Here is a 23,647-nt window from a genome sequence, read left to right as displayed (position 1 = left end):
TATTCATCCTGCTTCTTCTACTCATCAGCTTCTATTCATCAGCGGAGCTAGTTTTTATCCGCTCCGTAAGAGTACTGATATGAGTCATATCCATAGCTGTAGTAACTCAGCGCCCGGCGGATCACCGCATTCAGGATCACCCCTTTGATCGACGCGCCGTTCTGCTCGAAGCGTCGGATACTGATCTCCACTTCTTTCGGCGTGTTCATCTCAAACCGCGCCACCAGCAGCGATGTCCCAGCCTGTCGGCTGATAATCGCCGCGTCGGTCACCGCCAGAATCGGCGGCGTATCCAGCAGCACGATATCGAACTGACGGACGGCCCAGTCGACAAACGCGGTAAAGTTGCTGTGCATCAGCAGCTCCGACGGATTGGGCGGGATCTGGCCGCGCGGGATAAAAAACAGGTTGTCCACCGCGGTCGGTCGCAGCGCCTGCTGCGCATCGACCTGCCCGGACAGGATGTCCGACAGCCCTTTCTCAGGCGTCGCCCCCATCAGGTGGTGGGCGTAACCTTTACGCATATCGCAGTCGACGATCAGCACCCGCTGCCCGGCCTGGGCGATCACCGCGCCCAGGTTGGCGCTGACGAAGGACTTGCCGATCCCCGGACTGGCGCCGGAGATCATCAGGACATTGTTTTTCGCTTCCATCATCGCGAAATGCAGGCTGGTGCGCAGGCTGCGGATAGCTTCGATCGCCAGGTCGGCCGGGTTGCCCACCGCCAGCAGGGAGTCGGAGCGGGTATTGCGCTTGCGGTTCTTGCTGGCGAACTCCCTGTCTTTCTTCTGTTGCCATTCCGACAAGGGCACGCTGGCGTACACATTAATACCCAGTTCTTCCAGCTGTTCCGGGCTTTCGATACCGCGGTGCAACAGGGTTTTCAGCAACACGAACCCGACGGAGGCCACCCCACCCAACATCGCAGCCAGCAGAATCACCAACGTCTTTTTCGGTTTCACCGGTTTCAGCTGGACCACCGCCGGGTCGATGATGCGCACATTGCCGACGGTACTGGCCTTGTTGATGCTCAGTTCCTGCTGCTTATTCATCAACTGGACATACACTTCCTGCCCGACATTCACATCCCGCGTCAGCCGTACAATCTCCTGCTGGGTTTTCGGCATGCTGCTGACGCGCCGATTCAGGTTGTCGCGCTCCTTTTCCAGCGTGACGCGCTTTTCCATCAACGCCCGGTAGGCGGGATGCTCGCGGGTATACAGCTTGGAGATTTCCGCCTCACGAAAGGTCAGTTGGTTAAGCTGAGATTCGACATCCACTATCGTGTCCAGCACCGATTTGGCTTCCAGCGACAGATCCACCGAATCTTTTTGCTGACGGTACTTATTCAGTTTGTCTTCCGCCGTCTCCAGCGACGCGCGTACCAGCGGCAACTGCTCTTTCAGGAACACCAGGCTTCTGGCCGCCTCTTCCGACTTACGGTCCACATTCTGTTGCAGGTAGTTGTCGCTGATGCTGGCCAGCGTTTTTCTTACCAGCGTCGGATCGCTGCCTTCCAGCGTCAGTTGCAGTACGCCGGTATCCTTGCCTTTATCCGCCACCGCCAGTTCGCTCAGAATGTCGTTGATCGCGGTCAGCATGTTCTTTTTCCTGACCGAAAACACCGTTCCCGGCGCGGCGTTGGTGTCGCTGATCAGCAGATTGAAACCGCCGTGAGACTCCAGTTGCCCGATGTGACCGATAAACTCGGCGTCCTTACCGGCGGTAAAACGATATTTCCCTCCGTCCTGGATGGTCACGGTCATTTTTTCATCCAGCCAGATGTCCGGCACCGACAGGCGTGAGACGGCGATCCGGGCGGGCTCTTCATCCTTCAGCCGGGCGATACCTTTGCCCACCAGCGGGAAATACTTCTGCTCCACCTCGGTATCCAGTTCCAGATCCTGTACGGTCTTTCCTACCACCATGCGGGAGCGGAGCAGTTCGACTTCAGGCGCGGACTGCGGCTTGGTATCCGGCAAGACCTTGGAAATATCGTTCATTAGCGAATCGCTGACGTTCTGTTCCACCTGCACCATCGCATCCGCCTGATACACCGGCGTCGCCAGCAGCGCATACAGGATGCCCAGCATGGTAAAGATGGTGGTGATGCTGATAATCAGCCAGCGGTGATCCAGCACGGTTCCCAGTAAACGCCCCAGGTCAATTTCATCCGCCTTGTCCGCTTCAGATGTTTTCACGGCAATTCTCTCTGACATCGTAATCCCTGACTGGTTAACGGCTCAGCGCCTGCGCCCACTTGCGAGCAGATTGTTCAAGTTGGGTATACACAAACTCAAAGGCTTCCCGGCTTTTGCGGTACGGGTCGGTAATCTCCTGCTGGTTAAGCCAGTGCCCGAACAGCAGCGTTTTCCCGCGTACTTCCGGTGAGAAACGGCACACGGCATCAATGTGCGCCTTTTCCATCACCAGAATCAGGTCGTAATGCCGGCACAGCGATCCGGTCAACTGGCGCGCGACATGCCCATCCAGCGACAGACCGTGTTCGGCGGCCACCAGGCTGGCCGTTTCATCGGCAGGTTTTCCGTCCATCGCCCGCCAGCCGGCGGATGTCACCGTTTTCCCCGGCAATGCCTGCTGTAACAGGCGCTCGCCGGTCGGTGAGCGACAGATATTGCCCTCGCAAATCACAAGAATACTGTTGAACATCGACACGTCCCCCCTACGGCTACGGCCAGGTACGAACGCGCAGACTGCCTTCGCTCAAGTCATTAAACCCGCTGATGGTCGGCACCAGTTGCGAAATCAGGCGGTTCCAGCGCGCGACCGGCGCCGAGGTGACATACACCACGTCATACGGTTGCAGCGGAAATTCGGAGCCCATCACCAACGCGGTCGCGTCTTTGGTATTGAGCTGATAAATGTTGGCCAGCTTCGGCCCTTGCGTACCTCGCAGCGGTCGGATAACAAACACGCCGGTGGCGTCGGCCACCATCTGGTTCATCCCTTCGGCGCTGCCCAACGCTTCGGTCAGCGTCATGCCGCTGCGGTCCATCTTGAGGGTGGACTGCTTGTTCACCTCCCCCATCACGAACACTTTCAGGTCATCGTTGCGCGGCACGAACAGGATGTCGCCGGGATACAGCAGGCGGTTCTGGGACAAATCGCCGTTCTGCATCAGCGCCTGCAGGGAAATGCGCTCGTCTTTACCGTTATGCGTCAGCACCAGATTGCGCCAGTCGGCAAACTCGCTTAGCCCGCCCGCGTTGTTGATCGCGTCCAGAATGGTCAACGGCACGTTGGAGATCGGTTGCTGACCCGAACGCACCACTTCCCCGGTCACATAGGCTTTTTGCGATCGGAACGCGGCAATGCTCACTTCCACCTGCGGCGATTCGATGTACTGCGCCAGACGGCGCATGATTTCCTCGCGCACCTCGGTCAAGGTTTTGTCCACAACGCGCAACTTGCCGATGTAGGGGTAAAAAATGGTGCCGTCCGAGTGAACCCAGTTACCGGTGTCGGCGGCGGTGCGGTAGGTCCCCGCCGGCGTGGTCAGTTCCGGGTGATCCCAGACGGTAACCATCAAAACGTCGCCGATGCCAATACGGTATTCGTAGCGTTTCAGCTCCGCATCCAGCGACGGGTTGTTCTGAGCAATCGCCGGTCGCAGGCGCATTTTCTCTATCAGCAACGGGGTGACAGGATAAATATTGACCAGCTTATTGATGTTGAAATCATCATCCGGTTGTTCTACGACCTCTTTTCCACTGGTAGAAAGGTGCGTACCTGGTACCAGCGTACAGCCAGCCAGGAATGTCGCCGACAACATCAGCGGTATAACTTTCAGTGTTGGTTTTAACATCCTTTATGCCATCGCTTTTCAGTAAAGTGAGAAACAAAGAGCGGTACTGCCCGATCGATAGCGCATTGGACGATCCGATTTCGCTCCGCAATGCGTTGATCCCTAATGATTTGCTTGAAAATGTTTTCACCCCGCCCAAAAATCCAAAGATTTATAACCAAAATCACCTTCACCATCGTTAAAATATTCAAACGGAAATAAGAAAGTGTTATTTCAGGTGAGAAGTCTCCGGCCGGAACGTGACTCAGGGTTTATCGCCCAAATGGAGACAAAGCCAGGCCGTCGCGAGCCATAGGCATGCGTTTTGGTTTGGAAAGGGGGAATAGCGTCAGCATGGGCCGGTTGATGGCGACCCGTTTCGTCAGGCTGCGCGGTTACATCGTCGTTGCTGTAGGCAAAATCTCTGCTGTGAGCAAAATCGTTGCTGCGGGCAAAAAAAGGCGACGCGGGCGCGGGCGAAGCGCCGGTCAGGGGGAATGCCGCTGGTTGTACCTGCGGTCTGAACGTCAGTGTCGGGTTTAACATCCTTTGCCATCGCCTTTCAGTCAAGTGAGTAACAGACAGCCCACACGTCAGGAATTCACGGTGGATCCGTTGACATCGTTGCCGTTTCGCTCATCGTCAAACAGGCGCTAAGGCCTGAATACCGGCGGCTGAACGGTTTCAACGTCCTGGAGGGCATGGTCTGAAACACAGCTCGCGGCTGTCGGGTGAATCGCATCAGGTACGCTACCGCCCTTGGCTCGTAGCTACCAACTCGCTGTCCCGTTTTCGTTTCAGACTCGCCCAGCTATTGCTGTGACTCGTCATAACTGACTCGTAAAAATGGCTTGCAAAAACATTAATGACACTAAAGTTTCGAATTAAATATTTTTAAAGTTGTGTCAATATCGCCACACCGGAGAGTAGTAAAAAATATTTGCTTATAACAAGACAAATATCTTCCTGGTGTTTTTTTTCGGAAAAATACTAACAATCCATGCAGTTTTTCTTATGAGCAAAGATATTTTTATCATTAATAAACAAAAAGTTATGTATATCAGAGACATCTTAATAAATATTTCATTTTCATATAATAATTTTGTTAACGCATTAATGGGCTTATTAAATAGCCAGGAAAAGGGGTAATTTTCCGCTCGCCTCTCGGATTTGGCATATAATGCATCGCCTTAATGGAATGGGTTATTTTTTAGCCTGATCGATATTTTTTTGATTTCTCAAAACGTACTGCAATGCTTTCCATCTTGCTGAAAATCATGTGATCTCACTCACGCGAAAAAGGCGGGCGCCGACGCTTCGCAATTTGATATCAGTCAATCACGATCGGTCGCGTTATGGTTGAGCGACGCAACGCCTGATACGCTATGCAACTATCAACCTGATAAAGAAAAAGGTGAATTCAGCCTATGGAATGGATCGCTGATCCAACAATTTGGGCCGGTCTGGCCACGCTGGTGGTTTTGGAACTGGTATTGGGTATCGACAACCTGGTCTTTATCGCCATTCTGGCGGAGAAGTTACCGGAAAAGTCCCGGGATCGGGCGCGAGTTGTCGGGTTATTGCTGGCCTTGCTGATGCGGTTTGTACTGCTGTCGTCCATCTCCTGGCTGGTCTCGCTGACTCACCCGTTGTTTACCGTTTACGGACACCCGTTCAGCGCGCGTGATCTGATTATGCTGGTGGGCGGGCTGTTCCTGCTGTTCAAAGCCACCATGGAGCTGAATGAACGGCTGGAGGGCAAAGACCAGGCGCAGCAAACCCAACGCAAGGGCGCGCGTTTCTGGCCGGTAGTCGCGCAGATTGTGGTGCTGGACGCCGTGTTCTCGCTGGACTCGGTGATTACCGCGGTCGGTATGACCGAGCACCTGCCGGTCATGATGGCGGCGGTCACTATCGCCATCGGCCTGATGCTGCTGGCCAGCAAGCCTCTGACGCGTTTCGTCAACGCGCATCCCACCATTGTGATCCTGTGCCTGAGCTTCCTGCTGATGATCGGCTTCAGCCTGGTTGCGGACGCTTTCGGCTACCCGATTCCAAAAGGTTACCTCTACGCTGCCATTGGTTTCTCAGTCATGATCGAGATGCTCAACCAGTTGGCGCAGTTCAACCGTCGACGTTTTCTCTCTTCTTCGACCCCGTTACGCCAGCGTACGGCCGAAGCGGTATTGCGATTGCTGCGCGGTGAACATGAGGAAGCGGAGCTGGACAAACAGGCTGCCGACCGGGTGGCGGATAACACCGGCGGCATCGGCCAGCCGGTGTTCAACCAGCAGGAACAGCGCATGATCGAGCGCGTGCTCGGCATGTCGCAGCGTTCCGTCAGCAGCATCATGACCATCCGCCACGATATCGAACACGTGGACGTCAACATCGACCCGGCGGACTTCCACGAACTGATGGAAAAGAATCAGCACACCCGGCTGGTGATGTTCGACAGCCACGTTTCCAGCGAACCGCTGGGCGTGGTGCACGTGATCGATTTGCTGCGTCAACAGTTGCACGGGCAAGCGCTGAATCTGCGCGCGCTGATCCGCCAGCCGCTGGTGTTTCCGGAGCAATTGTCGCTGCTGTCCGCGCTGGAGCAGTTCCGTGAAGCGCACACTCATTTTGCCTTTGTGGCCGATGAATTCGGCTCCGTCGAAGGGATTGTCACCCTGAGCGATGTCATGGAAACCATCGCCGGCAATCTGCCGCTGGAAGGGGAAGAGCTGGACGCCCGCCATGATATTCAGGAAAACGAAGACGGCACCCTGACCGCCAACGGCTATCTGCCGGTCGAGGATTTACTGATGTATATCCCGCTGCAACTGAATGAAAAGCGCGAATACCACACGCTGGCCGGCTTGCTGATGGAGTATGCGCAGAAAATCCCGCAGGAGGGCGATGAGGTGCGAATCGACAACACCCTGTTCCGGGTACTGACCGTGGAAAGCCACCGCATCGTGAAGGTGCTGATTATTCCGGAACCCCATCCGCAGCCGGATTATGAGGTGTGATCGGGGTATCACCAGCACGCATGTACAACAAAGGCGGCCACAGGCCGCCTTTGCATTTTTACTGAAAGCACTTTCACTGAAAACATTCCATGCGCGTCACATGTTCGGCGCCGGGGTTTTTGACGCCGGTTGATTTTTCTCAGCCCAGTCATTCAGACGTTTTTTCACCTCGTCCTGCAGCCGCTTGCGCAGCAACTGCTCGATCTGCAACTGGTAGTTCAGATTGCCGAATTCGCCGTACAGACGGAACGGGATGGGAGTATCCTGCAGCAGTTGCACCAGTTGGCTATCCCCTTTCCACCCCTGCGTTACGCGCACATCCAGATTGATGTCGCAACGCTGGGCGGGCAAGTCGAACTGACCGTCGCCGTTGACCGTCAATGCCTCAGACTGCCCGGACAGTGACTGCAACTCCAGCTTGCCGGCGTTGAGCGTCGCTTCGCCGTTCATCTGCCGAATATCGGTATAGCGGGCATAATCGTCCGGCGTCTGGATACCGCTGTTGCTGCGCGCCGCCGCCTGCTGGATCAACTGCTGGACATTCAGCCCCGACAGCCGCAGTTGGTCGAACTGCACCGACGCCGTTCCCCGCCATTGTGAGAGCAGCGCCTGCCGCGACAGGTCGTCGCCGCTCAGCCGCCCTTGCAGACTGAGTTTGCCCTGCAAACCGTCAGGCAACCCGAACAGCGGCAGCAACGTCGACAGCTCCATTGACTTCAGGGTGGGTTGAATGGCGATAACCGGCGACGCCCCTACATCCATCGACCCCGGCAATGAGAAGCGCCCTTCTCCCACCTGGCCGCTGAAGTCGGTAACCCTGACTTTGCCGCGCTGATTGCTGCCCTTCAGGCTGAACTGGTTGACCGTCATGCCGTGGTAAACCAGCGTATTGGCGGTCACCGATACGTTGGCAATGGAGCTGCGCAGCCCCTGATAAGGCTCCGGCGGCTGATCGTGTGAAAACACCGGTTTGGCGATTACCGTTTTGTCGCCGCCGTCGCTGGACGAAGCGGCGTGCGTCAACCCCAGCAACGCGTCCAGATCCAGTTTTTCCGACTGCAGATCCAGCACGTACTCCGGCGTGACGCCGAAGGTGGTGGACAACGAACCGTTCAGCTGGCTGCTATTGGCGCTAAGGGCAAACTGGCTGATGGCCAGTTTCTCCGGCTGACGCTGATAACTGCCGCGAATCGTTCCTTTGCCGCTGATGCCCTCCGTCGGCAGCCCCGCGCCCTGCAACTGGTAACTGACGCTGCCGATATCGGCGCCGATCTGCTGCGGGTAGTTCTGCATATCCAGCATGGCGTTAAGCGAGAACGACAAATCACGCTGGTCACGGTTAAAACGGCTGGAGAGCGACACCCGAACCTGCCGGGCGCTGTCGCTCTCCATCGTCAGGTTGATGTCGCGAACATTCAGAACCGGCGCGTTTCCGCGCTGGAACACCAGCAGGCTGTCCGCCACTTCCACCCGGTTGATATCAAAACGCCACGGGGTTTCCGGCTCCGGCGACGACGTCCCGCCCGGCGCAATCGGCACCGGACCTGCCACCCGCGCTTCGCTGTCGGACGTCAGGCGAATCACCGCGCCTTTGAGCATCACCTGCTTCACTTCCAGTTGATGCGACAACAACGGCCAGAGTTTTACGTCCAGCCGCATATTCTCAGCGCTGATCACCGGTGCGGCCGCGCCCGGCGCGCTCACCGACAGGCTGCCGGACAAAATGCTCAGTTGCGGCCAGACATGCCAGCGCAAGTCGCCATCCAGATTCAAGCGGTAGCCCGTACGCGCCTCGACCTGCCGCACCATATAGGCCCGGAAATCGTTCGGGTTAATCAACACCACCAGCGCCGTCATGCCTGCCGCCAGCACCACCAGCAGAATCACCAGCGTGGTAAACAGTCTTCTCATGCCATCCTCGTTCGCTGTCGTACCTGGCCCAGCTAGTCTTTGTCTATCCGGCTTGCCACCGCGCCCTGCTGGTCCTTGTATTTCGCGTCTTCACGTCGGTTATACGGACGCGCGGCGGGACCGGAGAGCGGTTCAAAACTCAGCGCGCCGATAATCATGCCGGGACGCAGCGCCAGCGGCAGTTTGCCCGAGTTGTAAAACTCCAGCACGATGCGACCCTGCCATCCCGGATCGATGCGGTGGGCGGTGACATGCACCATCAGCCCCAGACGCGCCAGCGAAGAACGGCCGTCCAGCCAGCCCACCAGATTATCCGGCAGCGTGACCGACTCCAGCGTCACCGCCAGCGCCAGTTCTCCCGGATGCAGGAAAAACGCGTCGCCTTCCGCCAGATTGATTTCATCGCTCATCACGCGATCCAGCGCGGCGCTGACTTCGTCTTTCGGCCCGCTCAGATCAATGAATGCGGCGGTGTGACCGCTAAACACCCGGAACTGATTACCCAGCCGCACGTCCACCGTGGCGCCGTTAATCCGCTCGATCGGGGGACGCGGCGTAATCGACAGCCGGCCGTCGTCCAGCCAGGTTTCAATGTCACGGTCGCACAGTCTCATCATCTTCTCCAGTCAGACTCTCGCAGGTGATCAAACTGCCACAGCAGCGCCGGAAATGCCATGCCGGCTCCACCTGCTTTAAGGGTTTTCTTAACGAACAGCCTACTCAAAGAACTGGCTGATTTTCGCCTTCAGAATATCAATGGCGATGCGGTTCTTGCCGCCGCGCGGCACGATGATGTCCGCATATTGCTTGGACGGTTCGATGAACTGCAGAAACATCGGGCGCACCGTTTTCTGGTATTGCTCCATCACGGAATCCATCGAACGGCCGCGTTCATTAACATCGCGGCGCATACGGCGCATCAGGCAGATATCCAGCGGGGTATCGACAAAAATGGAAAAATTCAGTTCTTCACGCAGCCGGGCATCGGTCAACAGCAGAATACCTTCAAGAATAATCACCTTTTTCGGCGCCATATGCAGCGTTTCCTGCAAACGCGTATGCTGCACATAGCTGTACTGCGGCAACGCGATCGGCTGACCGGCCTTAAGCATTTGCAGATGTTGCAGCAGCAGGTTGTGATCCATCGAACTGGGGTGGTCGTAGTTGGTTTTGACCCGTTCTTCCATGGTCAGGTGGGATTGATCCTTGTAGTAACTGTCTTCCGGGATGACGCCAATGTGTTCATCACCCACCTGATCGCGCAATTCGCGGTACAGGGTGCTGGCAATAAGACTTTTTCCGGATGCGGACGCGCCGGCAATCCCGATGATGACACACTGGCGAGACTTATCAGTCATGGCAATAAAGACCTGATTAACAAAAAATAAGGAGGGGGACATACCAGACTGTTCGGACGCGGCTTACGCCGGGTTGTGCGCCGAAGGATAGCCATCAGCAGCATGCATGATTCATTGCGGGACACAGCCTGAGGTGTCTGGACGCGGCAATTATAGGGAGTTAGCACGATTCGCGCCAGTATTACGCGGGCTTATGCTATCGGTACGAACGGCATCCGACCGCCACATGCCGCCGGATGCCAAAGACAGCGGATACCGCGCCGAATCACGGTATCCGCCGGACGAGATCACACCGCGCGGAACGCGATCTCCGTCGGGATCACCTCGCCCTGCCAGTACAGCTGGGCCGCCACCTGCCCCGCCAGTTCGCGGTACAACTGGGTGAACTCGCTGTCCGGCTGGCTGACCACGGTCGGTTCGCCGCGATCCAGATCCTCGCGTAGCGAAATGTGCAGCGGCAACTGGCCCAGTAAGGCGCAGTGGTATTTTTCCGCCAGCTTCTGCGCGCCGCCGGTACCGAAAATCGGCTCCAGATGACCGCAGTTGCTGCAGATGTGCACGCTCATGTTCTCCACGATGCCCAGCACCGGCACCTTGACCTTCTCGAACATCACGATGCCTTTCATCGCATCCACCAGCGCGATATCCTGCGGGGTGGTCACCACCACCGCGCCGGTGACCGGCACGTTCTGCGCCAGCGTGAGCTGGATGTCGCCGGTACCCGGCGGCATGTCCAGCACCAGATAATCCAGATCCGGCCACAGCGTATCCTGCAACAGTTGCAGCAACGCCTTGCTGGCCATCGGCCCACGCCACACCATAGCGTTATCGTCGGTAACCAGATAGCCGATGGAGTTGGTGGCAACACCGTGCGCCATGATCGGCGCCATGTGCTGCCCGTCCGGCGAGGTCGGCCGCTCGCTGGCCGCGCCCAGCATGGTCGGGATGGACGGCCCGTAGATATCCGCGTCCAGAATGCCGACATTGGCCCCTTCGGCCGCCAGCGCCAGCGCCATGTTCACCGCGGTGCTGGACTTGCCGACGCCGCCCTTGCCGGAACTGACGGCGATAATGTTCTTCACGCCCTTGACGCCCGCCTGATTGTTGACGCGGCGCAGCGTGGCGATGTTATGGGTCAAGCGCCATTCCACTTCACGCGCGCCGCAAAGGCGCAGCAATTCTTCGCTGACGCTGTCTTTCAGAGCCGTCAGGCCGCTCAGCCAGACAAACGGCATGGTCAGTTCGATATGCAACACATCGTCCAGCAGCGCGCAATGGTGCAGCGCATTAAGCGTGGTCAGGTTATTTTTCAGCGTCGGGTGCGTAAAGGAGGACAGCACGCCGTTTACCATGGCGCGCAACATCTCGGGGTTTTGCGCAGGGAGTTTATCGTTCATCCCGGCTCCTTGAGTTGAATTAAAGTCGTTATAAAAACCGCCCTAGCATAGCAGAACGCCCGCAAGTGGGTGTATCGCCAATGTCCCGACGCTGAAAAAACGGCGGAACCGCCCCTCGCCCGGCGCCACTCAAACCTTGCCTTCCTGCTATATAAGGCGGGAAGAATGCTATATAACGCCGGAAGAGCGGGTTTTGTTGGAGCCCGCCGCGCCCCAAGGTTTACGCATCAAGGCGCGATGGGGTAACATCAGGACTCCTTCTTAATTCATTCACCAACCAACAAGCAAGTTCCCCACTATGACTCAAGTCGCAAACAAAATTTTGGTAACGTGCGCGCTGCCTTATGCTAACGGTCCGATCCACCTTGGCCACATGCTCGAACACATTCAGGCGGATATCTGGGTCCGTTACCAGCGAATGCGCGGCAGTCAGGTCCACTTTATTTGTGCGGACGACGCCCACGGCACGCCGATCATGCTCAAAGCGCAGCAGATGGGTGTGGCGCCGGAGCAGATGATTGCGACGGTGAGTCAGGAACACCAGCAGGATTTCGCCGGGTTCAACATCAGCTACGACAACTACCACTCCACGCACAGCGAGGAGAACCGCGAGTTGTCCGGGTTGATTTACCGCCGGCTGAAGGAAAACGGTTTTATCAAAAACCGCACTATTTCCCAGCTGTTCGACCCGGAAAAAAGCATGTTCCTGCCGGATCGCTTTGTGAAAGGCACCTGCCCGAAATGCAAGGCGCCGGACCAGTACGGCGACAACTGCGAAGTGTGCGGCGCCACCTACAGCCCGACCGAACTGATCGAGCCGAAATCCGCGGTATCCGGCGCCACGCCGGTGATGCGCGAATCCGAGCACTTCTTCTTCGACCTGCCGGCGTTCAGCGACATGCTGCAAAGCTGGACCCGCTCCGGCGCGTTGCAGGAGCAGGTCGCCAATAAGATGCAGGAGTGGTTCGACGCCGGGCTGCAACAGTGGGATATCACCCGCGACGCGCCCTATTTCGGCTTCGAAGTGCCGGACGCGCCGGGCAAATATTTCTACGTCTGGCTGGACGCGCCGATCGGCTACATGGGGTCGTTCAAAAACCTGTGCGACAAGCGCGGCGACCTCAGCTTCGACGAATTCTGGCGTAAAGATTCCAGCACCGAGCTGTACCACTTCATCGGCAAGGACATCGTTTACTTCCACAGCCTGTTCTGGCCGGCGATGCTGGAAGGCAGCGGTTTCCGCAAGCCGACCAACCTGTTCGTGCACGGCTATGTAACCGTTAACGGCGCCAAAATGTCGAAGTCGCGCGGCACCTTTATCAAGGCCGACACCTACCTTAAGCATCTGGATGCCGACTGCCTGCGTTACTACTACGCCGCCAAGCTCTCTTCCCGTATTGATGACATCGACCTCAATCTGGAAGATTTCGTGCAGCGCGTGAACGCCGACATCGTCAACAAGGTGGTCAATCTGGCCTCGCGCAACGCCGGTTTCATCAACAAGCGTTTTGACGGCAAACTGGCCGACCAACTGGCGGATCCGGCGCTGTATCAGACCTTTATCGACGCGGCGCAGACCATCGCCGATGCCTACAGCAGCCGTGAATCCGGCAAGGCTGTCCGTGAAATCATGGCGCTGGCGGACCTCGCCAACCGCTATGTCGACGAGCAGGCGCCGTGGGTAGTCGCCAAACAGGAAGGCCGCGACGCCGACCTGCAGGCGATTTGCTCAATGGGCATCAACCTGTTCCGCGTGCTGATGACCTACCTGAAGCCGGTACTGCCGTCGCTGGCGGAGCGCGCCGAAGCGTTTCTGCAGAGCGAACTGCGCTGGGACACGCTGGCGCAGCCGCTGACAAACCATCAGGTTGGCGCATTCAAGGCGCTGTTCAACCGCATCGACATCGCGCAGGTACAGGGCATGGTCGAGGCCTCCAAAGAAGAAGCCGCCGCGGCAGCCGCCAAACCGGCATCCGGCCCGCTGGCCGACAACCCGATTCAGGACACCATCGACTTCGCCGATTTCGACAAAGTGGACATGCGCGTCGCCTTGATCCAGAAAGCCGAACTGGTGGACGGCTCGGACAAGCTGTTGCGTCTGACGCTGGATCTGGGCGGCCAGACCCGTCAGGTATTCTCCGGCATCCGCGCCGCTTACCCGGATCCGTCTGCGCTGGAAGGCCGCCTGACGGTGATGGTCGCCAACCTGGCGCCGCGTAAAATGCGCTTTGGCGTATCCGAAGGCATGGTGATGGCCGCCGGCCCCGGCGGGAAAGACATTTTCCTGCTGAGTCCCGACAGCGGCGCCCAGCCGGGGATGCAAATCAAGTAAGCCTGCTCGCATCAGGCCGGTTTACCCCGGCCTGATGTGCTTTTCGTTAACGCACTATTTTTTCAACGCACCATTTCGTCAGCGCACGATCTCGCCACGACCCCGCTTCATCGCCACGCCGTCTTTTCCCTGCTTCACGCTGCTCACACCTCTGACCATGCCGTTATTCGGATAAACAGCATAGCGCTTTCGCCACAGCCGTGATAAACAGTGCCTGGTCGTGATTATCACGCCATGCACTCAGCTGCGTGCGCGTTGGCCTGCACCTTCGCGCCGTGCGTGATGGTCACGACGCCAGACCTATCATCGATCATGGAGGAATATCGAATGTCCCGAATTACCCCTTTGCTGCTGAGCGCAGCCCTGCTTGCCGCCGCAGCGCCGGCTATGGCGTCCAAATCGCTGAAAAGCGCTGATGAGGTGATCACTGCGCTGAATAAAGGGCGCAGCGTCAATGTCACCATCGACCTGTCCGCCTGTACGCCGCAGGATGGCACGCCAGCCAGCAAGACCCGCGGCGGCCTGCACATCAATGCGTATCGCCTGATTGACAGCGGCACGTTGTCGTTCAGCGACGAGCACTTCACCGTCGCCAACGACGGCACGCCGATTCAGCAGTTCATGCGTTATCAGGTCCAGCCGGACAACACGGTGCGTTTCACCACCTACATGTACAACTTGCCCAGCCTGCAACAGCGCGGCAATACCCTGAGCTACCTGTGCAAACTGGGTCAGGATATCGGTTTCTTCGTGCAGTAAGCCTTACCAGACGCGCCCGGTCGGCTGGTCGGGCGCGTTTCTTTTCCGCACGTTCCCCGCCAGTTTGCCCGTCGTATCTCATTGAACGAAAAGTTATAAGCTAAACCTAAAAGACATAACTCGCCCCCTTTGCACGCTGCGGCGTTACCCGCTATGATTCCTCATCACTCAAATAGACATCCAGACATAAAGATATCCATAAAACTGGCAAACCTGATTTCACAACACCGAGGATTGATCATGAAGAAATTCCCTGTCGCACTGCTGGCCCTGAGCCTGACGGCCTCGTTCTCCACGCTGGCCGCGGAGACGCCGGCTACCGCCGCGCCGGTTCCGACCGCCATCGCCAACCATCAGGGACCGGTGCGCATCGCCGTGATCCGTAATCTCGGTTCGGACGACAACACCACCCAGTTCGTTTCCGGCGTGCTGGAAGAAGGCAAGAAGCTGGGATTCAAGGTCAGCACCTTCCTGAGCAACGGCGACGACGCCAAATTTCAGGACTTCGTCAATCAGGCCATCAGCCAGAAATATGACGGCATCATTCTGTCGCAGGGCCGCGCACCCTATTCCACCGAACTGATTCAGCACATTGTCGACAGCGGCATCAAGGTGGCGGTGTTTGACACCGCGGTGGATCGCACGATTCCGGGCGTCACCGTTACCCAGCAGGACGATGCCTCGTTGGCCAACGAATCGCTGGGTCAGTTGGTGAAGGATTTCAACGGCAAAGCCAACATCATCAAACTGTGGGTAGCCGGTTTCCCGCCGATGGAGCGCCGTCAAACGGCTTACCAGCAGATCCTGAAAGACAATCCGGGCATCAAAGAACTGGAATCCATCGGCGCGGTTTCCTCTGACGTGCAGGGCGATACCGCCAATAAAGTGGGCGCGATTCTGGCGAAGTACCCGAAAGGCAAGATTGACGCCATCTGGGGCGCCTGGGATGCCTTCAGTCAGGGCGCGTACAAGGCGCTGAAAGAGAACGGCCGCACCGAAATCAAACTGTATAGCATCGATATTTCCAATCAGGACTTGCAACTGATGCGCGAAGCCAACAGCCCGTGGAAAGTAAGCGTAGCGGTGGATCCGAAACTGATCGGCAAGGTCAACCTGCGTCTGGTTGCCAACAAGATCGCCGGCGAGCCGACCCCGGCGACCTACGAATTCCGCGCCGCCAGTATTCCGCAGGCGCTGTTGCTGAGCCAGCCGGGCCCGGTCAACGTGGCGGGACTGGCGAAAATCATCCCTGGCTGGGGCCAGACCACTGACTTTATTGCACCGTGGTTTGCTACACTGGAAGCCAAAAACAAATAAAGGTCTGTCATAACGGAGGCTTATATGGCATCAACGCCCCTGCCCATGCCGGAATACAGCCGCAACATGCGGCTGATTGGACACAGCGATCAGGGCGGGCGCCCTGATGGCGTACAGGTCATGGTTCACCGAGGTTACGCCTATATTGGACACATGGTGTCCCAGGGCGTTTCCATCGTTGACGTGCGAGACCCGAAAAACCCCAAACCGGCCGGTTTCATCGCCGCGCCGCCGGGCACCTGGAACATCCATCTGCAAACCCACGATGACCTATTGCTGGTGGTTAACGCCCGCGATCTGTTCGCCGATGCCCGTTTCGCACAAGAAAAAGTCTACTACACTCGCTCCGTGGCGGAGACGGTCAGCACCGGAAAACAGGATAAAAGCTGGAGCGCGGGACTGAGGATCTTTGATATTTCCACCCCAGACCAGCCGCGGGAAATCAGCTTTCTGCCGCTGGACGGCATCGGTATCCACCGCATCTGGTACGTGGGTGGTCGCTGGGCGTACGTCTCCGCGCTGCTGGATGGCTACAGCGACTACATTTTTCTGACCATCGACCTGGCCGACCCGCGTAAACCGGAAGTCGCCGGCCGTTACTGGCTGCCGGGCATGCATACCGCCGGCGGCGAAACGCCGGACTGGCCGCAAGGCAAACGCTATGCGCTGCATCACGCCATCGTCAGCGGCGATACCGCCTACGGCAGCTGGCGCGACGGCGGCCTGACGCTGCTGGACGTGAGCGACCGCACTCAGCCGACACTCATCAGCCACCGCAACTGGAGCCCGCCGTTTGGCGGCGGCACCCATACCGCGCTGCCGCTGCCGGATCGCGACTTGTTGATCGTGCTGGACGAAGCGGTGCTGGATAATCAGGAAGACGGCGAAAAACTGATTTGGGTGTTCGATATCAGCGAGCCGTCCAACCCGGTGAGCATCGCCACCTTCCCGCAGCCCAACGAAACCGATTATGTGAAGAAAGGGGCGCACTTCGGCCCGCATAATTTGCATGAAAACCGGCCGGGCAGCTTTATCAGTTCGACATTGATCTTCGCCACCTACCAGAACGCCGGGGTGCGCGCTTACGACATCAGCAACCCGTATCGGCCGAAAGAAACCGGCGCGTTGGTGCCTGCCGCGCCTGAACGCATGATGGACAAACGTCCCGGCCGGCCGCGGGTGATTCAGTCCTGCGACGTGTTTGTGGACGCGCAAGGGATTATCTACAGCACCGACTACAACGCCGGACTGTCGATTATCGAATACCGCGGCTAACCGCCGTCAGCGGATAACGCCAACCAGACATCGGGCTTCACGTCGACGACGTGAAGCCCGATGTCATGATAGGGGGTCGAAAAGCGCGATTCGCACCGCATGTGCTTAGTAATTATGAAACCAACGCGGATCGGGATTACCGGTATCCAGCCCGTATAAGCTGGAAATCGACAGTAACGTCGCAAACCAGCGATGGGCGTCGCGCTGTCCGACGTGGCTCGTTTCCCCTGCGGGGGAAAATGCTTTCCAGCCTCTGAAAAGCTTTGCAGCAGCAAGCAGCATATTTCTTCTCCTCTGATTGCCAGCGATATGGATAACCGTAACGCCAGTTAATCGAAGAATGGTTATAAAAGGAAATATTGCTTTTAGCAGTGTTTATACCAAAACCGCCTAACGTTCAGGATAAAACCGCCCTGCTTTTCGCCCTTACCACCGGTACGTTCCCGCGTAACGTTCGCCGTCACGCGGGAAAACGGATTACGCCAGCGCCAGTACCGACACCCACATCGGTCCCTGACCGACCGGATAGCGGGCCAACGGCGTCAGGCCGCCGTTATCCGGCTGGATACGATAGACCTCAATGTGATGGGATTTCTGACCGGCAGCGATCAGGAACTGGCCGCTGTGGTCGATATTAAAGCCGCGCGGCTGGGTTTCCGTCGGCTGGTGACCAACCAGCGTCAGCGTGCCGTCCTGCGCCGACACCTGGAAAATACTCAGCAGGCTGGCGGTGCGATCGGTGGTGTACAGGTGGCGGCCGTCCGGCGTGATGTGGATATCCGCCGCCCAGCAGGTGTCGGTGAAATCGGCCGGCATGGCGTTCAGCGTCTGAATGCGGCGGCCTTCGCCCTGCGCATCCAGTTCGAACACATCCACCGAGCTGTTCAGCTCGTTGATGCAATAGGTAAAACGGTTATTCGGATGGTATGCCATATGACGCGGCCCGGCGCCGGCAGCCGCACGCTGTTCGGCAGGCTGATGCTCGGTCAGGCGACCCTCGCCGCCGACATCGTACAGCCGGATACGGTCTTCTTTCAGGCATGGCGCCCACAGTACGCGGTTAGCCGGGTCGATATTGGTGGAGTGACAGCCTTCCAGCCCGTCCAGTTGCTGGATCGGCGCCTGCGCCACGCCGTCTTCGCCAATCGGGCTGACGCTGACACAGGCGTTGCTGTAAGACGCGCTGAACAGGAAACGCCCGGCGTGATCGGTAGACAGATGCGTCGGGCTGCCCGGCAGCGGCGCTACGCCGGCTTCGCTCAATTTTCCTTGCTCATCAATGCGGTAGCTGATCACACGAAACTCAGGGCGCACACCGACGTACAGGTGGCGTTGATCCGGCGCGATTACCATCGGCTGCACCTGTCCGGGCACCTCAACCACCTGTAACAAGCTCAATTCTCCGCTGGAAGCGAGTTGCCAGACATGGATCTGCTGACTTTCCGGACTGGCGATATAAACCACTTGCTGCATTCGATTCTCCTTGTTGGCCTTAATGAGGCGTCAGGCGCGCGCCTCGTTACGCTCAGGCTATGCTCTCGTTTATCGGTGATGGCTCTTATCGGTGATGACTTTACTATCGGTAATGACTTTCTATCGGTAATGACTTTCGCATAAGAACCAGCACGGAAAAAGGGCCTGTTGATCAGGACGGCCGACAGTGTACCATCGGGAAGAAGTGAACCCGATAATCCGATGAGAATACCATGACCTATCGCATCATTGCCCTCGATCTGGACGGCACGCTGTTAACGCAAAAGAAAACCATTCTGCCGGAATCGTTGCAGGCGCTGGCGCAAGCCAGACAAGCAGGCATCAAGGTCATCATCGTGACCGGCCGCCACCATTCGGCGATCCATCCGTTTTATCAGGCGCTGGCGCTGGATACCCCGGCGATCTGCTGCAACGGCACCTACCTGTACGACTACCAGACCGGGCAAACCGCCGAAGCCAATCCGCTCACGCCGGCGCAAGCCAAAAGCGTCCTGCAACGGTTGCAGCAGTTTGATATTCACGGTCTGATGTACGCGGACGACGCCATGTTCTACCAGCACATTACCGGCCACATTACCCGCACTCAGGTCTGGGCGGAAAATCTGCCCGAGTCGCAGCGCCCGACGTTTCGCCAGGTGGACAACCTGCTGGCCGCCACCGACCACACCCGTTCGATCTGGAAATTCGCCACCCACCACACCGATACCGCCGCCCTGAACGACTTCGCCCATCTGGTTGAGCAGGAACTGGGTCTGGCCTGCGAATGGTCGTGGATGGATCAGGTGGATATCGCCCAGACCGGCAACAGCAAGGGCCGCTTGCTGCAGCGCTGGGTGGAATCGCAAGGGTTCAGCATGAACGAAGTGGTAGCGTTCGGCGACAATTTCAACGACATCAGCATGCTGTCGACCGCCGGGCTGGGCGTAGCAATGGGCAACAGCGCCGACGAAGTAAAAGCGCACGCCAGACTGGTGATTGGTCATAACGAGCAACCCGGCATCGCCGAGGTGATTCGCAGCCGGGTGCTGGCCTGAACCGCCACGGTCCCCGCCGCAACGGGGGCCGTAGCTGGGTCTAGGTCTGGGTAGACGTTAAGCCGTAATCGACACGCTCTTGATCTGAGCGTACAGGTTCTGCCCGGAGGTCAACGCCAGTTCGTCCCGCGCCCAGGGAGTAATGCGCGCCCACAGGATCTGCCCGCCGATATCCAGTTTGACTTCAACCTGCTCGCCCACATCAAGGCATTCAATCACCCTGGCGGACAGCACGTTGCGGATACTGCTCGCCGCCGGGCGCTGCGTCACCAGCGACACATCCGCCGCATTGATGCGGATACGCAGCGCCGAGGCGAGCGGCGCGTCGACGCGCCCAACCCACAGATGCTGTTCGCCCAGCGACAGCGCGGTCATGGCGTAATGCGGGTGGTGCTCCATCACCGTCACCTTCAGGATACTGCTCTGTTCCTCGCGCGGCAGCCAGGCCCGCAGCGCGTTACTGGCCCACACCTCTTCCAGCGAACCCTGTGCCTTAACCTGCCCTTTGTCCAGCACCAGCACCTTGTCCGCCAGCCGCAGCACTTCTTCCAGGCTGTGACTGACATACAGGATCGGCGTGTTGACCTCGCGCGCCAGACGCTCCAGATAAGGCAGCAGCTCGCGCTTGCGCGGCACATCCAGCGACGCCAGCGGTTCATCCATCAGCAGCAGCTCCGGCGCGGTCAGCAACGCGCGGCCAATCGCCACCCGCTGTTTTTCGCCGCCGGACAAGGTGAGCGGGTAACGTTTGAGCAAATGCCCGATGCCGAGCAACTGCACGATATCGTCGAACTGCGCCTGCATCTGCGCCGCCATGCCGTAACGCAGATTTCCCAACACCCGGTAGTGCGGAAATAGCCGCGCATCCTGAAAAACATAGCCGATACGGCGTTTTTCCGGCGGCAGGAACACGCCCTTATCCCGATCGGACAGCACCCGGTCGTTAAGCTGAATCCGTCCTTTATCCGGTCGGGTCAGGCCAACGATAGCGTTGATCAGCGATGTTTTACCGGCGCCGGATACCCCGAATACGGCGGTAATCCCGCTGGCGGGAAGCTGGGTGGCGACGTTGAGCGTCAGGTCGCCCAGTTGCTGAGTAAAATCCAGTTGCAGCATTATCCCCCCAACCGCTTGCGGCTCCAGCGCGTGAGCCATTCCGACAACAACAGCGACACCAGCGACAGCGCGATGGCGATGATACACAACCGGGCGGCCTGCATTTCCGCGCCCGGCGTTTCAATCAGCGTATACATGGCATTCGGAATGGTGCGGGTTTCCCCCGGAATGTTGGAAACAAAGGTGATGGTGGCGCCGAACTCCCCCAGCGAACGGGCGAACGCCAGTACGGTGCCGACAATGATGCCGGGCAGGGTCAGCGGCAGCGTGATGGTGAAAAATACCCGCCAGCGGCCGGCGCCAAGCGTGCGCGCGGCCAGCTCCAGCCGGGTATCCACCGCTTCCAGCGCCAGCCGGATGGCGCGCACCATCAGCGGGAACGCCACCACCGCCGAGGCCAGCGCCGCGCCATGCCAGCTGAAACTGAAGCTGAAACCGAACCAGCTATAGAGCCAGCTGCCTACCACGCCTTTGCGCCCCATGATGATCAGCAACAGATAGCCGATCACCACCGGCGGCAGCACCAGCGGCAGGTGGATCACGCTGTCCAGCAGCGACTTGCCGACAAAGCGGCAACGCGCCAGCACCCAGGCGGCCAGAATGCCCAGCGGCAGACTACAACTGACCGCCACCAGCGATACCTTGAGGCTCAGCGAGACCGCCTGCCATTCGTAATCACTGAGCAGCATTAACCGGCGTGAATCCGTATTGTTTAAACACCACCGCCGCCTGAGGCGTTTTCAGGTAGTCAAAGAAGGCTTTGACCGCCGGGGTATTGTGCCCTTTGACGATAGCCATCGGGTATTCCACCGGTTTGTGGGTATTGGCCGGGAAAATGCCGACCACTTTCACTTTGGTGCTGGCGACCGCATCCGAACCGTAAACAATCCCCAACGGGGCTTCTTCGCGTTCTACCAGCACCATGGCGGCACGCACATCATTGGCGCGGGCCATCAGCGGCGACAGCGCGTCCCAGGCATTCAGTTTCTGCAACGCTTCTTTGGCGTAGATGCCGGCCGGCACGTGATCCGGGTCGCCCACCGACAGACGTCCGCCTTTCAGCAGGCCTTTCCAGTCGGTTTTATCGTCGATCTTGAACCCTTTGGTGTCGGAAGACTTGGGCGCAATCACCACCAGTTCATTGCCCAGCAGGGTGTAACGGGTGTCGTTTTCGGTCAGTTGCTTGCCCTGAGCGTAATCCATCCACTGCTGATCCGCCGAGATGAACAGGTCGGCAGGCGCCCCTTGTTCAATCTGACGCGCCAGCGTCGACGACGAGGCGTAAGACGCCACGATGGAAACCTGTTTTTCCTTCTGATATTGCGCGGCGATATCCTGCAACGCATTGGTCAGCGAGGCGGCGGCAAACACGGTTACCTTGTCCTGCGCCAGCGCCGTATTCGCGCTCATACCCAGCGTTAACGCGGCAGCGGTCAGCCAGTAAGTCCATTGCTGTTTCATTTTGTCTCCCGAGGTTTTCGTTGTGTAGTTAGTAACATAACGATAAATACCGAATCTTGGCCGCCTTGTCATTGTTCTTAAGCAAAAAAAGTCTTAAGCAAAAAAAATCCGGCAAATGCCGGATTCGTCAGAAAGGGAAATCTGGGAAGGGATTATTTGCGCGCCGCAGCCGACTCGCGATGGCCGATGGCGGAAAACAGGTTGAAGACTTCGCCCAACCCATAAATGGCTCCCAGAATCAGCGCCATCATTACCGGCACCATGCACACCGCAAACAGCAGGCTTTTCAGCAATTCCAACATATCGACCTCGTCTTTCATCGTGGCTGGCCGTCGCGCCGCCAGTCTCTCATTGATTCAGGGTAGACTATCCTAACCCCCATGACTGCTGATGAGTTTACCTGAATCGCCGGAATTAGAGCGGCCATTTGTGCGGTTTGCCTGTTTCGCACAAAACGATGACAATACAAACGATTAGCGACCCAGATACGGATGTGACCATGCAAGCAGAAATTCTCCTTACCCTGAAACTCCAGCAGCGGCTATTCGCCGACCCGCGTCGCATCGCGCTGCTCAAGCAAGTGCAGCAGACCGGCTCCATCAGTCAGGGAGCCCGGCTGGCCGACATCAGCTACAAAAGCGCCTGGGACGCGATTAACGAGATGAACCAGTTGGCGGAGCAGACCATCGTCGAGCGCACTACCGGCGGCAAAGGCGGCGGCGGCGCGATGCTGACCCGCTACGGCGAACGCCTGTTGCAACTGTATGACCTGCTGGCGCAGATCCAGCAGAAAGCCTTCGATGTGCTGCAGGATGATAACCTGCCGCTGGACAGCCTGCTGGCGGCCATCGCCCGCTTTTCGCTGCAAACCAGCGCCCGCAATCAGTTTTTCGGCACCGTCCTGGAACGCGACCGGCAGCAGGTACAACAGCATCTGTCGATCCTGCTGGCGGACGGTCGTACCCGCATTCAGGCCGCACTAACCCAACAGAGCGCCGATCGGCTGCAACTGACCAGCGGCAAAGAGGTGCTGGCGCTGATTAAAGCGCCCTGGGTTGCCGTCACCCCGCAAATCGCGCTCGCGCCCGCTCATGACAATGTCCTGCCCGGCCGCATCAGCCATCTGCAGCCCGGCCCGGCGCAAAGCGAAGTGCTGGTCACGCTGGAAGGCGGCGAAGTGGTGTGCGCTACCCTGCCCAATGATGACGTAACGCGCCAGGGCCTGCAGCCGGAGATGGCGGTTTACGCCAGCTTTAACGCCGACCGGGTGATTATCGCCACCCTGTGCTAACGCGCGCACGGCACAACGCACCTTGACAAGCCGGCCGCTTCCCTTTACCCGTAAAGGTTCTGTCATTTCGCAAAGGGAAT

The 23,647-nt window shown here is 58.1% G+C and carries 20 protein-coding genes; 7 read left to right on the top strand and 13 right to left on the bottom strand.

All coding sequences use genetic code 11. The features are described 5' to 3' along the window. Positions 1-47: 47 nt before the first annotated feature. The 3 genes from wzc to DXXMK7_RS06410 are packed head-to-tail and all read right to left on the bottom strand — an operon-like array spanning position 48 to position 3,826. Entirely contained in the window at positions 48-2,219 is a 2,172-nt protein-coding gene (gene wzc, locus DXXMK7_RS06420; RefSeq protein WP_038918356.1) for a tyrosine-protein kinase Wzc, read from the bottom strand. Between the two features lie 16 nt (positions 2,220-2,235). Next, positions 2,236-2,670 carry a protein-tyrosine-phosphatase gene (locus DXXMK7_RS06415; protein ID WP_038918355.1) on the bottom strand — a complete coding sequence of 145 codons (435 nt, stop codon included), beginning with the start codon at positions 2,668-2,670 and terminating at the stop codon, positions 2,236-2,238. 19 nt (positions 2,671-2,689) lie between these two features. After that, on the bottom strand, positions 2,690-3,826 hold the full coding sequence (locus DXXMK7_RS06410) for a polysaccharide export protein (RefSeq protein WP_038660683.1): 1,137 nt from the start codon (positions 3,824-3,826) through the stop codon (positions 2,690-2,692). A gap of 1,406 nt (positions 3,827-5,232) precedes the next feature. On the opposite strand from DXXMK7_RS06410, the gene DXXMK7_RS06405 reads away from it, so the two are divergent. Beyond that, entirely contained in the window at positions 5,233-6,822 is a 1,590-nt protein-coding gene (locus tag DXXMK7_RS06405; protein WP_038918353.1) for a TerC family protein, read from the top strand. A gap of 96 nt (positions 6,823-6,918) precedes the next feature. Here the strand turns inward: DXXMK7_RS06405 and asmA are convergent, their stop codons facing one another. The 4 genes from asmA to apbC all read right to left on the bottom strand — a co-directional run bounded on the left by asmA (position 6,919) and on the right by apbC (position 11,488). Then, positions 6,919-8,733, bottom strand: a complete 1,815-nt coding sequence (gene asmA / locus DXXMK7_RS06400) for an outer membrane assembly protein AsmA (protein WP_038918352.1) — start codon at positions 8,731-8,733, stop codon at positions 6,919-6,921. A 32-nt stretch (positions 8,734-8,765) separates the two neighbouring features. Then, the gene (dcd, locus tag DXXMK7_RS06395; protein WP_038660695.1) at positions 8,766-9,347 is read right to left on the bottom strand and encodes a dCTP deaminase; all 582 of its coding nucleotides are present in this window, start codon (positions 9,345-9,347) and stop codon (positions 8,766-8,768) included. A 102-nt stretch (positions 9,348-9,449) separates the two neighbouring features. Further along, positions 9,450-10,091 (bottom strand): uridine kinase, encoded by a 642-nt coding sequence (gene udk, locus DXXMK7_RS06390; RefSeq protein WP_038920850.1) that lies wholly within the window; start codon positions 10,089-10,091, stop codon positions 9,450-9,452. 287 nt (positions 10,092-10,378) lie between these two features. Continuing rightward, positions 10,379-11,488 (bottom strand): iron-sulfur cluster carrier protein ApbC, encoded by a 1,110-nt coding sequence (apbC, locus tag DXXMK7_RS06385; protein ID WP_038918351.1) that lies wholly within the window; start codon positions 11,486-11,488, stop codon positions 10,379-10,381. A 298-nt stretch (positions 11,489-11,786) separates the two neighbouring features. Here apbC and metG point away from each other — a divergent pair, with 298 nt between their 5' ends. From metG to DXXMK7_RS06365, 4 genes are all read left to right on the top strand, one after another. Beyond that, positions 11,787-13,820 (top strand): methionine--tRNA ligase, encoded by a 2,034-nt coding sequence (gene metG, locus DXXMK7_RS06380; protein ID WP_038918350.1) that lies wholly within the window; start codon positions 11,787-11,789, stop codon positions 13,818-13,820. A gap of 327 nt (positions 13,821-14,147) precedes the next feature. Beyond that, positions 14,148-14,579 (top strand): VirK family protein, encoded by a 432-nt coding sequence (locus DXXMK7_RS06375; protein WP_038918349.1) that lies wholly within the window; start codon positions 14,148-14,150, stop codon positions 14,577-14,579. A gap of 240 nt (positions 14,580-14,819) precedes the next feature. After that, on the top strand, positions 14,820-15,896 hold the full coding sequence (locus DXXMK7_RS06370; protein WP_038918348.1) for a sugar ABC transporter substrate-binding protein: 1,077 nt from the start codon (positions 14,820-14,822) through the stop codon (positions 15,894-15,896). Between the two features lie 24 nt (positions 15,897-15,920). Beyond that, positions 15,921-17,171 (top strand): LVIVD repeat-containing protein, encoded by a 1,251-nt coding sequence (locus DXXMK7_RS06365; protein ID WP_038918347.1) that lies wholly within the window; start codon positions 15,921-15,923, stop codon positions 17,169-17,171. Positions 17,172-17,276: 105 nt separating this feature from the next. On the opposite strand, the gene DXXMK7_RS22800 is transcribed toward DXXMK7_RS06365, so the two are convergent. Beyond that, positions 17,277-17,453 carry a hypothetical protein gene (locus DXXMK7_RS22800; protein WP_157987322.1) on the bottom strand — a complete coding sequence of 59 codons (177 nt, stop codon included), beginning with the start codon at positions 17,451-17,453 and terminating at the stop codon, positions 17,277-17,279. A gap of 195 nt (positions 17,454-17,648) precedes the next feature. Next, positions 17,649-18,644: a 6-phosphogluconolactonase gene (gene pgl, locus DXXMK7_RS06360; RefSeq protein WP_038918346.1), complete on the bottom strand. Its 996-nt coding sequence runs from the start codon at positions 18,642-18,644 to the stop codon at positions 17,649-17,651. 233 nt (positions 18,645-18,877) lie between these two features. Between pgl and DXXMK7_RS06355 the strand changes: the two genes are divergently transcribed. Beyond that, entirely contained in the window at positions 18,878-19,699 is an 822-nt protein-coding gene (locus DXXMK7_RS06355; protein WP_038918345.1) for a pyridoxal phosphatase, read from the top strand. A 57-nt stretch (positions 19,700-19,756) separates the two neighbouring features. On the opposite strand, the gene modC is transcribed toward DXXMK7_RS06355, so the two are convergent. The 4 genes from modC to DXXMK7_RS21700 all read right to left on the bottom strand — a co-directional run bounded on the left by modC (position 19,757) and on the right by DXXMK7_RS21700 (position 22,578). Next, complete coding sequence (gene modC / locus DXXMK7_RS06350; protein ID WP_038918344.1) at positions 19,757-20,815, bottom strand: molybdenum ABC transporter ATP-binding protein ModC; 1,059 nt, start codon at positions 20,813-20,815, stop codon at positions 19,757-19,759. Continuing rightward, positions 20,815-21,504 (bottom strand): molybdate ABC transporter permease subunit, encoded by a 690-nt coding sequence (modB, locus tag DXXMK7_RS06345; protein ID WP_038660719.1) that lies wholly within the window; start codon positions 21,502-21,504, stop codon positions 20,815-20,817. The genes modC and modB overlap by 1 nt, the downstream gene beginning before the upstream one ends. After that, positions 21,491-22,276 (bottom strand): molybdate ABC transporter substrate-binding protein, encoded by a 786-nt coding sequence (gene modA / locus DXXMK7_RS06340; RefSeq protein ID WP_038660723.1) that lies wholly within the window; start codon positions 22,274-22,276, stop codon positions 21,491-21,493. The genes modB and modA overlap by 14 nt, the downstream gene beginning before the upstream one ends. 152 nt (positions 22,277-22,428) lie before the next feature. Further along, the gene (locus tag DXXMK7_RS21700) at positions 22,429-22,578 is read right to left on the bottom strand and encodes an AcrZ family multidrug efflux pump-associated protein (protein WP_038668761.1); all 150 of its coding nucleotides are present in this window, start codon (positions 22,576-22,578) and stop codon (positions 22,429-22,431) included. A 197-nt stretch (positions 22,579-22,775) separates the two neighbouring features. On the opposite strand from DXXMK7_RS21700, the gene modE reads away from it, so the two are divergent. Beyond that, a complete protein-coding gene (gene modE, locus DXXMK7_RS06330) occupies positions 22,776-23,567 on the top strand; it encodes a molybdenum-dependent transcriptional regulator (RefSeq protein ID WP_038918343.1) in 792 nt (263 codons plus the stop codon). Positions 23,568-23,647 lie beyond the last annotated feature (80 nt).

It is taken from the genome of Dickeya sp. MK7 (assembly GCF_000406305.1).
Taxonomy (GTDB): domain Bacteria; phylum Pseudomonadota; class Gammaproteobacteria; order Enterobacterales; family Enterobacteriaceae; genus Dickeya; species Dickeya fangzhongdai.
This window is presented reverse-complemented; position numbering and strand designations above follow the sequence as displayed.